General features: G+C 50.2%; 12 protein-coding genes. 2 read left to right on the top strand and 10 right to left on the bottom strand.

The genetic code is table 11. The features are described from left to right. Window positions 1-236: 236 nt before the first annotated feature. From CHM34_RS00345 to CHM34_RS00320, 6 genes are all read right to left on the bottom strand, one after another. Complete coding sequence (locus CHM34_RS00345; RefSeq protein WP_094262606.1) at window positions 237-1,265, bottom strand: BMP family lipoprotein; 1,029 nt, start codon at window positions 1,263-1,265, stop codon at window positions 237-239. A 177-nt stretch (window positions 1,266-1,442) separates the two neighbouring features. Further along, window positions 1,443-3,797 carry an FtsK/SpoIIIE family DNA translocase gene (locus CHM34_RS00340; protein ID WP_094262605.1) on the bottom strand — a complete coding sequence of 785 codons (2,355 nt, stop codon included), beginning with the start codon at window positions 3,795-3,797 and terminating at the stop codon, window positions 1,443-1,445. A 109-nt stretch (window positions 3,798-3,906) separates the two neighbouring features. Continuing rightward, on the bottom strand, window positions 3,907-4,119 hold the full coding sequence (locus tag CHM34_RS00335) for a YlzJ-like family protein (protein ID WP_094262604.1): 213 nt from the start codon (window positions 4,117-4,119) through the stop codon (window positions 3,907-3,909). Further along, window positions 4,116-4,898 (bottom strand): ClpP family protease, encoded by a 783-nt coding sequence (locus CHM34_RS00330; RefSeq protein ID WP_094262603.1) that lies wholly within the window; start codon window positions 4,896-4,898, stop codon window positions 4,116-4,118. Before CHM34_RS00330 ends, CHM34_RS00335 begins: the two co-directional genes overlap by 4 nt. 95 nt (window positions 4,899-4,993) lie before the next feature. After that, entirely contained in the window at window positions 4,994-5,782 is a 789-nt protein-coding gene (locus tag CHM34_RS00325) for a PhzF family phenazine biosynthesis protein (protein ID WP_206093737.1), read from the bottom strand. Between the two features lie 123 nt (window positions 5,783-5,905). Continuing rightward, a complete protein-coding gene (locus CHM34_RS00320; RefSeq protein ID WP_141201599.1) occupies window positions 5,906-6,760 on the bottom strand; it encodes a LysR family transcriptional regulator in 855 nt (284 codons plus the stop codon). A gap of 147 nt (window positions 6,761-6,907) precedes the next feature. On the opposite strand from CHM34_RS00320, the gene CHM34_RS00315 reads away from it, so the two are divergent. After that, window positions 6,908-8,128, top strand: a complete 1,221-nt coding sequence (locus CHM34_RS00315; protein WP_240511798.1) for an MFS transporter — start codon at window positions 6,908-6,910, stop codon at window positions 8,126-8,128. Window positions 8,129-8,230: 102 nt separating this feature from the next. Continuing rightward, the gene (locus CHM34_RS00310) at window positions 8,231-8,806 is read left to right on the top strand and encodes a spore coat protein (protein ID WP_094262599.1); all 576 of its coding nucleotides are present in this window, start codon (window positions 8,231-8,233) and stop codon (window positions 8,804-8,806) included. 168 nt (window positions 8,807-8,974) lie between these two features. Here the strand turns inward: CHM34_RS00310 and CHM34_RS00305 are convergent, their stop codons facing one another. The 4 genes from CHM34_RS00305 to dapG form a co-directional block, all read right to left on the bottom strand. Next, a complete protein-coding gene (locus tag CHM34_RS00305; protein WP_141201598.1) occupies window positions 8,975-9,334 on the bottom strand; it encodes a DUF2512 family protein in 360 nt (119 codons plus the stop codon). Between the two features lie 221 nt (window positions 9,335-9,555). Beyond that, a complete protein-coding gene (locus CHM34_RS00300) occupies window positions 9,556-11,235 on the bottom strand; it encodes a ribonuclease J (protein WP_094262597.1) in 1,680 nt (559 codons plus the stop codon). 225 nt (window positions 11,236-11,460) lie between these two features. Further along, window positions 11,461-12,345, bottom strand: a complete 885-nt coding sequence (dapA, locus tag CHM34_RS00295) for a 4-hydroxy-tetrahydrodipicolinate synthase (protein WP_094262596.1) — start codon at window positions 12,343-12,345, stop codon at window positions 11,461-11,463. A 178-nt stretch (window positions 12,346-12,523) separates the two neighbouring features. Next, complete coding sequence (gene dapG / locus CHM34_RS00290) at window positions 12,524-13,753, bottom strand: aspartate kinase (protein ID WP_094262595.1); 1,230 nt, start codon at window positions 13,751-13,753, stop codon at window positions 12,524-12,526. Between the last annotated feature and the right edge of the window lie 2 nt (window positions 13,754-13,755).

Genomic DNA, 13,755 nt, shown 5'->3' with positions numbered 1-13,755 from the left:
ACCTCTCTTCGATTCGGATCTCTTTTCCATTATAGCGAAGAAACCGATCACTCGGGAAGGGGATCCGCCGTTTACATAACACTTCTTAGTATGACCCTTTCCTCTTGAAATATTGCGAGCCGGACCGTCGTTGAAATACACGGTTATCCGTTCTGTAATGACAGCTTACTTTCTGTCGACCTGTCCCATGTCTCCCTTTTTAACTTGAAAGTAATCGAGCCCATGCCTTCTTCGTGTTATTGATTCTTTTTAAAGGTTTTCAGATCATCTTCCGTCGAAGGGACGTTGATTTTTCCCTTCACAATTTTCATTTTGTAATTTTCCACCTCCTTCAGGACTTCTTCGGGAACGTGTTTATCGGAAGTTTCAGCGATCGCTACACCTCCCTCCTTCAAACCGAGCTTCACTTCCTTTCCGCCTGCAAATGCTCCCCTTTTCAGCTCTTTCATGATATCAAACACAGCCACATCCACCCGCTTGACCATCGAAGTAAGCGTGCGGTCCGGGGCCATTGCAGACTGGTCCCTGTCCACCCCGATCGCCCAATACTTGTTCTGCTCCCGAGTCTTCACTTCATGGAAGAGTCCTTTGCCGGCCTTGCCGGCGGCCTGATAGATGATATCGGCTCCGCCGTTGTACATATCGGCTGCAAGGGATCGGCCCTTCGCTGTATCATTAAAATCCTCCGTATAAGACACCAAGACTTCTGCATCGGGGTTGACCGCATGTACACCGGCGCGGAACCCGGATTCAAACCTTTTAATCACGGGGGAAGTGATTCCGCCCAAAAATCCTACCTTATCTGTTTTCGTCATCTTTCCGGCGATCACACCCATCAGGAAGGATCCTTCCTCTTCCTTAAAAGCAATCGCGACAACATTATCGGGTATATTCCCGCCCAGGTTACTATCCACCATTCCGAACTTCTTTTCGGGAAACCGGTTAGCCACTTCGGAAATCGCCTTTTCCAGTTTAAAACCGACACCCCAGATAATATCACGATCATTCCGGGCAAACTGGGTCAAATGGGGGATATAATCCCCATCTTTTTTGGACTCGAGATAATCGATATCGGCGTCCAGTTCTTTTTCCGCTCTTTTCAACCCATCCCAGGCTGTCTGATTAAAGGATCCGTCAGTCAACCCGTCCGCATCCGTTACGAATGCGGCATCAAAGCCGGAGTCCGGTCCACCCGTGTTTCCACACGCCGTCACAAAAACGAGAAGCACGATCCAGAGTCCAGCGCCCAACCCTTTGTTCTTCATTTCAATAACCCCCTTGAGATAAAAAAGCATCCCGATGATCGAACGATCCGAAAAAGAGAACTCCGGCACCCGCGTCGGCGCCGGAGAAAATCATTCGCGTTGGACCGGGAAGCTTTTCTCTTCTCTTCTATGGTTATATCACGTGTGGATATGATTTTCCACTTTTCTGTCCAAGGGCTACATCGACGCATTCTGCTGTTTTTGTAACTGTTCCGGACCCATCAGCACTTCTCTGGGTTTGCTCCCTTCGTAAGGCCCGACAATCCCCCTCTCTTCCATAAAATCGATCAGGCGGGCCGCGCGGGTGTAACCGATTCGCAGTCTTCTCTGCAACAGAGAGACAGAGGCGGTTTTTGCCTCCACCACCAGCTGAACGGCCCGGGGAAAGAGTTCATCCTCCACTTCCCCGTCATCCCTTCTGTCGTCAACTTCCTCCGGGATCATCTCTTCGTTGTAGCGGGCCCGCTGCTGATCCTTCACATATCGGACGACGGATTCCACTTCCCGATCCGAAAGGAAGGAACCTTGAACGCGAATCGGTTTGGACGCCCCGACAGGAAGGTACAACATGTCACCCCGTCCCAAAAGTTTTTCCGCGCCCCCCGAGTCCAGTATCGTCCGGGAATCCGCCTGGGAGGAAACCCCAAAAGCGATTCGCGAGGGAATATTTGCTTTGATCACCCCTGTAATGACATCGACAGAGGGCCGCTGCGTGGCGATAATGAGATGAATGCCTGCCGCCCGGGCCATTTGGGCTAACCGGCAGATCGCATCCTCTACCTCAGCCGGGGCCACCATCATGAGATCGGCCAGCTCATCCACAATCACAACGATATAAGGGAGGGTTGGCTCATCCTTGCCATTCTCTTCGATTAACCGATTGTACCGCTCTATATCCCGGGCTCCAGACTTGGCAAAGAGTTCATACCGCTTTTCCATCTCCGCCACCACTTTCTTAAGAGCCATCGCCGCCCGGCGGGATTCCGTCACCACGGGAGCCAATAAATGAGGAATACCGTTATAGATATTGAGTTCCACCATTTTGGGATCGATCATCATTAATTTCACTTCATTGGGTTTGGCCTTATACAGGAGACTGCAGATAATATCATTGATGCAAACACTTTTTCCCGCTCCCGTCGCCCCGGCAACCAACAGATGGGGCATCTTGGACAAGTCGCCGACGATGGGCTCCCCGGAAATATCCCTGCCCAATGCGATGGACAGCTTGGACGAGGATTCATGATATTGGGAGCTTTCCAGCACATCTCTGAGATTGACAACCGAGATTTCCGGATTGGGCACTTCAATGCCGATGGCCGCCTTTCCGGGGATGGGCGCTTCGATGCGGATATCCTTAGCCGCCAAGGCCAGCGCGATATCGTCGCTTAAGTTAACGATTCTGCTCACCTTCACTCCGGTATCCGGCTGCACTTCATATCGCGTGACTGCGGGCCCCCTGTGAATTTGTGTCACTTTGGCTTTCACACCAAAGCTTTCTAAAGTGTTTTCCAGTTTTTTTGCGTTATCCGTCATCCCTTGCCGTTCCCGATTTCGCCCGTTTTTTTTCGGCTTGTCCAACAGTGTATACGGTGGAAGCTTGTATTCCGGCAGTTCTTTTTCCGTCTGAAATTGAACGACAACCGCATCGGATCGATCCTCTTTCTTTTCTTTTTTCTCCTCTGCGTTCTGTCTGGAAGGAGCCACACGGGTCTCGGAAGAAGGCTCTTCGCCCGAAGGAAACAATTCCTTCTGTTCCACTTCCTTCGGCGGATCATTTTCTTCTTGTTTTTCCGAGAAATCGTGAATAACCGGAATGTCAGGAGATTCCCGCGCAGGTTCCTTCTCCCGGACCTTCGACATCCGGCTTTTTTCCCGGTGAGGCTTTTTCTTTGAGGAAGCCCGGTTCAAACGGGAAAAACGCCGCTCCAATGCCGTTTTCCATTCCTGCACCCGATCGTTCCACCACTGGCGCAGTGAGCGGAGGAGATCCAGGTACGAAAATCCCGTCGCCAACAGTACACCGGCCAGGGAAAGAGCAAAGACCGCGATTCGGGCTCCTGTCTGATCGAACAGATATCGGAACAAGGAATAACCCAGTGCACCGATCATACCGCCCCCGATATCCGTCGGGAGGCGGGACTCCCGCTCTTGCAAAATTTTCTCCCAGGTTGTCGCCAGAACAGGACCGTCGTTGCCTTGTGCTTTTAATGTATCAAATGTTTCAATATGAATATAAATGAGAAAGGCCATCACGATCAGGAGGACTCCTGTCCAGCGGGAAGTCCAACGATCGGGCCATCTCCGTTTCACCATGACATAGACCGCCAAAACCAACCCCGCCAAGGGAAGGATAAAATCCCAGTTTCCCACCAGAAAGCGGGATAGATACGTTAAGGAACGACCGACCGCCCCCATTTGCGCCATCGCCATCAAAGACAAAGTAAAAATGGAGATTCCGTATAATTCAAACAGGATCGGCTTCGATAGACCTTGACCTTTTTTCCGCCTTTTCCTTTTCCCGTTCGCCATACTGAACCCCCTTCGCTTCACAACCCCTTGTCAAGTTAAATCTATTATAACATGGAAAGACCCTCCAATAAGGCATTGGAGGGTAAAAAGTGGAGAATGCGATGGACTTTTAAGAAACGGACACCCTATTCCCGGGCTGAAATCGGGGATTCAGATAATGCTGCGGATCCGGTGAAAGCAATCGAACGATCCGCCCTTCGGAGGGGCCGATCATCTCCACTGTCATCGAAACCCCTTCCACTTCCACTTCCCGATAATCCGGTTGTTCAGTGTCGGCATCCACCAAGGCCTGTTCCGCCGGGATCACCGAATAATAGATCACTGAACAACGCCTCCGTTCCGGTTGAGTTCGATCCGCCGGTTCAACTCCATCAACACATCCCCCAATCCGCCGACCCGGTCAATCAAACCATACTTGACCGCATCCTCCCCGATCACATTCGTACCGATATCCCGGGCCAATTCACCGGTACGAAACATCAGCTCCCGAAACTGATCTTCCGTAATGCTGGAATGGTCGGACACAAACCGGATGACTCGATCCTGCATTTTTTCCATGTATTCAAAGGTCTGCGGTACGCCAACAACCATACCGGTCAGCCGGACCGGATGAATCGTCATGGTAGCTGTATCCGCGATAAAAGAAACATCAGCCCCTACAGCAATCGGCACCCCGATACTGTGTCCTCCACCGAGAACCAGAGAAACCGTGGGCTTTCTCATCGAGGCGATCATTTCAGCGATGGCCAATCCCGCCTCCACATCTCCGCCCACCGTATTCAGAATCACAGCCATCCCTTCGATATTTTCGTTCTGCTCCGCCGCCACAATCTGCGGAATCATGTGTTCATACTTGGTAGTCTTATTTTGTGCCGGCATCACCAGATGGCCTTCCACTTGGCCGATGACAGATAAACAGTAGATGTTGGAATTCAGCTGGGGTACATTGCTTTGTCCCAGTTCCTGAATGGCATCCATGATTCCTTTCTGTTTTTTATCATTACCATTTTTCTGCGGTCCCTTGTTGGGCTCCGGATTCTTCTGCGGCTGAATTCCCGGCTTTGGTTTTTGAGCCGGTTCTACAGCGGGTTTATTTTCCATAGTTGTCCCCCCTTTGTTCCTCCCTAGTATGTACCCTCTCTCCCTCCTCCCATACAAAAGAGGCGTTCCGGAGAACCCCTCTTTCGAAATCTCTTTTAAACCAACCACTCGGCCCGCATGATCGTAATCGCCCGACCACTCAGATAAACCCGATCCCCGCTGGTATGTACCTGTAAAAAACCGCCTCGCCGAGAGACCTGATAAGCCAAAAGATCCGTTCGATTCAGTCTCTTTCCCCAATAAGGACCGAGAGCACAATGGGCGGAACCGGTAACCGGATCTTCATCAATCCCCGACTGGGGAGCAAAATGGCGGGAAACGAAATCGTATTCTTTCGAAGTTCCACGGCCGGTGACGATAAGGTCGCCTTTGAACGGCATGGTTTTCAGCAACCCGATATCCGGTTTCAGGTTTCTCACCCGATCTTCTGATTCCAATTCAACAAGATATTTCGCGGAATTTTTGCCTGTGAACTGAACGGAGGGTGAAGGAACGTTCAGCGCTTGCTCGACAAGAGTGGGAAGCGCGCTCTCTTGCACAGGTTGTGCCGGGAAATCCATCTTGATCCATCCGTTTTCCAGGTCGGCTGTTAAAACACCGCTCCGGGTATGAAAGCGAAGGGTTTCATCCGGTTTTGAAAGGCCCTGTTCCCACAAGATGTGTGCACTGGCCAAAGTGGCATGCCCGCACAGATCGATCTCCTTCGTTGGTGTGAACCACCGGATGCGATAACCCTCTTCCTGTTTTAACAGAAAGGCGGTGACCGGCAAATTCATTTCTTGCGCTACCTTTGACATCCACAATTCATCCCGTGGTTCGGCCATCACGCACACCCCGGCCGGATTTCCCGAAAACGGTTCATTTGTAAAAGTGTTGACATGCATGATTCTCTGTATCACTAAGTTTATCACCTCGCAATTATTATACCATGCCCCATATGAAAAAGCCCCAACCACCTCCATCATCCAAAGACTCGACTCTGACTTTTACGCTGACAATCCATTCTTCTATACCGCTTGCTTTTTCATAAGATTCAGAAAATGAACCAAAGCAGGGGTACGTTGAATGTCGTCCCGCTGAATATAAACAGTTGCAGCATATCTGTACTCCCGGGGAACGGAGTGGAGAATCATTTGCCTGCGGTTATATTCCCGGGCCACTGAGCGTGAGACCAAGGCAACCCCCAATCCGGCCTTCACACAGCCGAACAGCCCATCCAACGTATTCAGCTCCATTCGCTTGATGGGACGGATACCCTCGTCCCTGAACCACTGCTCCAATTTGGAACGATAACAACATCCCGAATCAAAGACTAAAATCGTCTGTTTTCCGAGATCATCGGCAGACTGGATGACCTGATCAGAAGCGGAGATCAACACTAACTCCTCTTCTACAAAAACAGACGATTTTAAATCCGGATGGTTGACAGGACCCACCACAAACGCGCCATCCAATTCATAACGGAGCACTTGCTCGATCAATTGCTCCGATGAAGCCGTAGTTAGTGACACATCGACATCGGGGCAAATCCGTTGATATTCCATAAATAGTCCGGGAAGATGCACCGCGGCTGTTGATTCTGTAGAACCGAGTTTTAAAGGGCCCCGGGGCAAAAAAAATGCATTTTTCGCTTCGGTCATCAATTGCAAGATTTGATTGGCATAAGGGAGAAGAATATGTCCGGCGGAGGTTAATACCATCCCTCTTCCATTTCGATAAAACAATTGAGATTCCAATTCTTTTTCCAATCGGCTGATACGGCTGGTTACATTGGACTGTACATAGTTCAATTCTTGTGCCGCTTTGGTTACACTCTGATGTCGGGCTACCGACTGGAATATCTGCAGGTCACGAACGTCCACGGAACTCACCTCTGTTTTCAATATAAGTGATATCGTACATCTGATTTAATCATTTTACATCATAGCACCCAACCCATACACTACAATCAAAAAGGAGAGATTGTAATCCGTTTCTTACCCTCTAACAGACCCCTTCCATTTCGTTGGGTGGTTTTGGGACTGGCCACTTGGTCTCAAGCATCCGCCACTTTTGTCACTTATGGCATCGGCCCTTTAGCCGCCATTTGGCAACAGGATTTTTCGTTGTCACAAACTCAGGCGGGATTGCTTGTTTCTGTGGTAAACATCGGCCCACTCCTATCCATGTTGTTTGTGGGTCGGATGTTGGATCAGTATGGAGAGCGGTGGATCATCGGATGCGGATCCCTTTTACTCGGACTCACCATGGGTTTGGCTGGCTTTCTCAGCAGTTATGAAACCTTACTTTTTCTTCTATTCCTTGTAGGAATCCATTATGGAACAGCACAGCCAGGCGGAAGCAAAGTGGTGGTTCAGTGGTTTCCTCCTGCACAAAGAGGTTTAGCCATGGGCATTCGCCAAGCGGGGATTCCCATCGGTGGAGCCTTGGCCGGTTTGTGCATCCCCTTTCTCAGCATCCAATATCACTGGGCAACGGCTGTTTGGTTACAAGCCGCTTTAGCCATTACTGGTGGTTTCCTGTTCCTATTTATTTACCGAAATCCGAAGACAAAAGAGACGGAAACCAAAGAGGATTACCGCTTATGGGACGAATTAAAAAGATTGTTTCAGCAAAAACCATTGTACCCTCTGCTTTGTTCAGGGTGGTTCCTGGTCTCTCTGCAAATGGTGTTGGTAGCCCATCTGGTCCTTTTTTTGAAAAACACGATCGAGGTATCGCTGGTTTCAGCGGGGAGAATGCTTGCCGTCAGTCTATTTTTTGGTATGGTTGGGCGCATGACGTTAGCTTGGTTGAGTGACACCGTGTGGAAGGGTGATCGAATCCGCCCGTTAATCCTGAGCATCTGGTCGTCTGTTATCGGGGTTATCCTTTTATGTACGGTATCCCCCTACTTACCGGTCTGGACATTATTCTTCCTCTGTGGTTGGTTGGGCTTCTTCGGAATCGGGTGGTACAGTTTATTCATCGTAGAAGTTGCCGAACGATCCAGCCGCCGTTCCATCGGACTGACGGTCAGCTACGCATTGACCATTAATCAAATCGCTATTATAACCGCTCCTGCTCTATTTGGGTGGTTGGTCGACTGGCAAGACTCTTACTTCCCGCCCTGGTTTCTGTTAACCGTCCCATTAGGCGCCAGCGGTATCTGGCTTTGGTCCGCTTACCTGCGGGACTCTTCCCCCAAAAAGAACTGTGAAAAAACCATCGCTGAAAAAAAGAGTTTTTAAAAAGCTTTTGAACATGAATTCACGTGTGCCGGTGTATTTTTTTTCGAAACTGCACATGGTACGGATGAAATGACGATGTAAACGAACAAGGGAGATGATGGAATGAGTCCCCAGTTAGGTGCACATGAAGTGATGGAAATCCATGAAGTTTTGAGCGATACGGTTGACGGGATCAATCAATTTGAGTTGTATCGCCCTCACGTTCAGGATCCCCAGTTGGCCAACATTTTGGACCATCAAATTCAGTTTATGAACCAGGAATATAATCAAATGGTTCAGGCTTTGGGTCAAATGGCCCCGTTACAAGGCCGTCCGTCCAAAGCTTTTCAATCGAGTCAAAGATCCGCCCCCGTTTACGGTGTGGATAATCCCGGCACGACAGCTCCCAATCCCTCGGGTCAACAACTATCTGACCGCGATATCGCCTCCGGTATGTTGGGATGCGCCAAATCCTCCGCAAATTTGCGAATGCTCGCTTCTCTGGAATGTGCAGATCCCCAGATTCGCCGCATGTTGACTCAGGGAGCTGTAAACTGTGGGGATCAGGCGTATGAAACCTTCCAATATATGAATCAACGAGGATATTACCAAGTGCCCACCATGCCCCAGAACACGGCAAATGCCATGTTAGGCATGTATCAACCCGCTTCCCCCGACAACCAGGTGCCGATGCAGTAAGAATCGCTGATCAAGATGTTATATGCGCTTCTTCTCATCTTCCCGCCGAAAAATCTTGCCCAATACGTGAAAGATATGATGGAAAAAGCCCCTCTCAGGTGAGAGGGGCTTGGTTTTGGGGATGAATTTCTTTTCCCGGTTTGGAGATGAGGAGAAACCGATGAAAACTTATGAGACCGCTTCTCTTTCTAAAATGGTGTTTTTCATGTACTTATGAAAAAACCATTCACCGACAGCGATCGCGAATGAACTGATAAGGGAAGCGCCAATCAGGGATACATCTTCATCAAAACGGTAAAAACCCATCCATCCGATGATAATCAGAGCCAGTCCAAAATCGCCCAAAGAAGCCGCCAGGTTACCCACTCGGGGCAAAATAAACACATCTCCCACATAACCCAATACAGTCAAGAGAACACTCAACAAAAAAACATCCGTAAACGATACATCATAAAATCCACCCAGAATCACAAAAAGAAGAAAGGTTGTCAGCGCAAACTTAATGATCCAGGCCATTAAGTGTCTCAACGGGTGTCACCCCCCTGATCGAATCATCAAGTACAGCTTTCACTTCAACAGAAAATATTATACAAAAGTCTCTCCTTAATCGTCATTCGGCGGTTGACATCGGAATCCCAACTCAGCAAAATGATAATATATTCATAATATAATCTTTCCATTAGGCATGAAAAAAGCCGTAATCCCTAGGCAGTAAGGGGTTACGGCTTTGAAACCATGAAGGTTTTTGATCATACTTCCATGATAATCGGAAGAATCATCGGTCGACGCCGGGTCCGATCGTAAAGGAACCGACTCAGAGCATCACGGATGCTCGTTTTCAGGGTCGCCCATTCGCTGACACGTTCATTCGCACATTTTTCCATCGTTTGGGTGACAATGCGGTTGGCTTCTTCCAGCAGTTTTTCTGATTCGCGTACATAGACGAAGCCGCGGGAGATAATATCCGGTCCGGACAAAATCTTGCCGTTGTTTTTGCTGAGGGTGACTACAACTACTAAAATTCCGTCTTGAGACAGTAGCTTACGGTCTCTTAAGACGATGTTACCGACATCTCCTACGCCTAATCCGTCGATCAGGACATTACCAGTCGCGACTTTGGAACCGTAACGAGCTTTTCCGCCGGAGAATTCCACAACATCCCCATTGTCACTGATAAAGATGTTTTCCGGACGAATACCTACTGATTCGGCGAGTTGGCTGTGAGCCCGCAACATGCGGTGCTCACCGTGAATCGGGATAAAAAATTTGGGCTTCATCAGGTTGAGCATCAGTTTTAAATCTTCCTGGGAACCGTGACCTGAGACATGGACTCCGTGTTGGGAGTTAGTGCTGTAAACGACGTTAGCCCCTACCCGGAACAGCTGATCGACGGTGCGGGCGACCAACTTCTCGTTTCCCGGGATCGGGGTCGCCGCCAAGATGACCGTATCCCCCGGTAAAATTTCGATTTTGCGGTGGGACCCATGAGCCATCCGGGTCAGAGCAGACATAGGTTCCCCCTGGCTTCCCGTGGACATGACCGCTACTTTGTGAGCGGGCATCCGATTGATCTCATCGGGATCGATCAGAAGATCCGGCGGGACTCGCAGGTACCCCAATTCCATCCCGATATTGACCACGTTGACCATGCTGCGCCCTATAACCGCCAGCTTCCGATTGTACAAAGCAGTCGCATCGACTACTTGCTGGATCCGATGGATATTAGAGGCAAAGGTAGCCACAATCACTCGCTGCTTGGATTTGCGAAACACTTCTTCCAACGCTTCACCGACATTGCGCTCCGAACCTGTAAAGCCGGCGCGTTCCGCGTTGGTGCTGTCGGATAGAAGGCATACAACACCTTTCTTTCCGATTTCAGCCATTTTATGCATGTCCGCAGCTTGGCCATTGACCGGAGTCATGTCGAATTTAAAGTCACCGGTGTGCACCACGTTCCCTTCCGGAGTTTCCAGGCAAACACCTACGGAATCCGGAATGCTGTGATTCGTTTTGAAAAAAGTGGCCTTCATGGAGCCCAACTTGATTTCCGAGCGGTTGTTGACCAGAATCCGTTTCGTCTGGTTCAACAGATGGGCCTCCCGAAGTTTATGCTCTACCAGTCCCATCGTTAGCTTGGTACCGTATACCGGCACATTTAACTCCCGCAGAATGTAAGGAAGCCCTCCGATATGGTCTTCATGCCCGTGAGTCAAAAGAATTCCGCGCACCTTCTCACGGTTTTCAACCAAGTACGTAATGTCCGGAATAACTACATCGATGCCGAGCATCTCTTCCTCGGGGAACATCAGACCGGCATCAATGACGACGATATCGTCCCCATATCGAACCACGTACATATTTTTCCCGATTTCATCCAACCCACCGAGAGCAAAAATCGATAGTTTGCTTCGTGAGTTGTTTCTTGTCAAAAAAAATTCCTCCTGTATTCAATTGTAGTTCACCCAAAAACCGCACAAGTCACTTATCACTAGTATACACGATCGTCTGAGAAGCTTGCAAGAAACCGTGCTTAAAATTCTTCCCAGTCCCGGATAAAACACGACAAACCCCCGTTTATAACGGGGGTTTGTCAAAAGGATGACCAAAAGCCGTTCGGCGGTCGGGTCCCTTTTTCAGTTTTATGAGAGGGGCGATTATCTGGAAATTTGAAGCGAACGGAGTACATAGTCCACCTGATCCTTTTCCCCCTGATGCAGGGAAACGATGGGCAAACGGACATGTTCCTCGCACAGACCCAGACGAGACATGGCATATTTCAGCGGTGCCGGACTGGATGTCATAAACAGTGCATGAACCAGGGGAATCAATCTCCGCTGAATCTCTCCCGCTTTGCCGGCATCTCCCTGGATGAAAGCTTCTATCATCTCTTTGATGGAAGAACCGGCCAAATGACCGGCCACACTGACCACTCCGTCCGCCCCCGCCGACAGATAGGGGACAATCAGTTCGTCCATCCCACTGTAAACGGCGACATCTTTCCGCTTTCGGGAAACCAGGTCCATAACCTGAACCAGATTTCCGCTGGACTCCTTGATCATCGTAATATTACCCACTTCGTCCGTCAGACGGACCATGGTATCCACGTCCATGTTGACGGAGCTGCGGCCGGGGATATTGTACAGCATCACGGGGAGGGATGTCGACTGGGCCACCGTTTTAAAGTGTTGGTACAACCCTTCCTGTGTCGGTTTATTGTAATAGGGAACCACCAACATGACGCCGTCCACTCCGGTAGAGGCCACCTCGCCCGTCAGTTCCACCGAAGCCTGCGTATTGTTGTTACCGGTCCCGGCGATAATTTTTACGCGTCCGTCGGCTTGCCGCACCGCGTATCGGCACAGCTCCAATTTTTCCCGATGAGTCAGTGTAGGCGATTCGCCGGTCGTCCCAGCCACGACGATGGACTCGGTGCCGGTAGCAATCAAATGCTCCATGCAGTCGGCAACACGGGGCCAATCGATCGCACCGCTCTCGGTCAGAGGCGTTATCATTGCCGTTAAAAGTCTACCAAAATTCACGGTGTCTTCCCTCCAAAATCCCGATCTAAATGAATGAAACGAGTTTGATGAAAGGGTTCTTTTTAGAATTGGACCCCCACCTTCTCCTTGGCGGGAAGGCGGGAGTCCGAAAGTGGATCCAGTGCTGTGACGGGCTTCATCGATGGGATGCACCGGGCTGCCGCACCCCGGCCCTCTTTTATTGCACGTGGATTTTGTGGAGATCGAATTTTTTATGCAATGCACGAACCGCCTTAACCATGTCCTCTCCTCTGACCAAGGCCCAGATCGTGGTGTGTGAGTCGGCGGATTGGAGAATCCGGACGTCCTCTTCAGTCAAGGCTTCGGTAATTTTGGACATCACTCCGGGAACTCCGGCGATTCCCGCACCTACCACGGATACTTTTGCGCATTGGCGATAAAGTTCCGCCTTCAGATTCATCGAGTCAAGGATCTCTTCTGCTTCGTCGGCCACATGATCGTAGACGGTATAAGCGACGCCGCTGGGATTGATATTGATCAGATCGACGCTGATCCCGTGCTCGGCCATTGCCTTGAAAACGCGGTGCTGCAGATCGTATTGCCCTTCCCCGGAGCGTACTTTGATCTGTGTAACATTGGGCATTTGAGTGATTCCGGTAATCAGCCGGTCACTCACTTCCCCGGCCACTCCATTCACTTCGTGGGTACTGGTTACCAAGGTTCCGGGGTGATCGGAATGAGTGGAACGAACCCGGATCGGAACATTGGTCTGCATCGCCAGCTCCACCGCCCTCGGATGGATCACTTTGGCCCCTTGAAAGGCCAAGTTACAAATCTCCGAATAGGTGACGGTTTCCAAATGGGAGGCATCCTCCACAATACGGGGATCAGCAGTCATGATTCCCTCTACGTCAGTGAAAATATCCACCGATTCCGCTTCCAGGGAAACCCCCAAGGCGGTGGCTGTTGTATCGCTTCCGCCACGGCCCAGAGTAGTCACATCACCATCGGCGGTACGTCCCTGAAAGCCAGCGAGAACCACTACTTTACCTTGTTGCAACTCTTCTTTCACTCGGGACGGATTGATCGTCATAATCTGCGCATTATTAAATTGATCGTTGGTGATAATACCTGCCTGCCCCCCGGTCAGAACCGAGTTGGCCACCCCTTCCTGATTGAGCAGGCTGGATAGGGTGGAAGCGGAGATGATCTCCCCGCAGCTCAGGAGGAGATCCTGCTCCCTGGGGGAAAGTGAACTCCCGTTTTGCCCGATCCAATCCAGGAAGGTGTCCGTTGCGTAAGGATCCCCTTTTCTGCCCATGGCCGAGACAACCACAACAAGGCTAAACCCCTGATCCACCGCTTCGCGGATGTGGTGAATCACCCTGGAACGCGACTCCGGCGTAGCGACCGATGTTCCTCCAAATTTTTGCACCCGAATTCTCATTG

The organism is Paludifilum halophilum (genome assembly GCF_002245355.1).
Lineage (GTDB): Bacteria > Bacillota > Bacilli > Thermoactinomycetales > DSM-45169 > Paludifilum > Paludifilum halophilum.
This window is presented reverse-complemented; position numbering and strand designations above follow the sequence as displayed.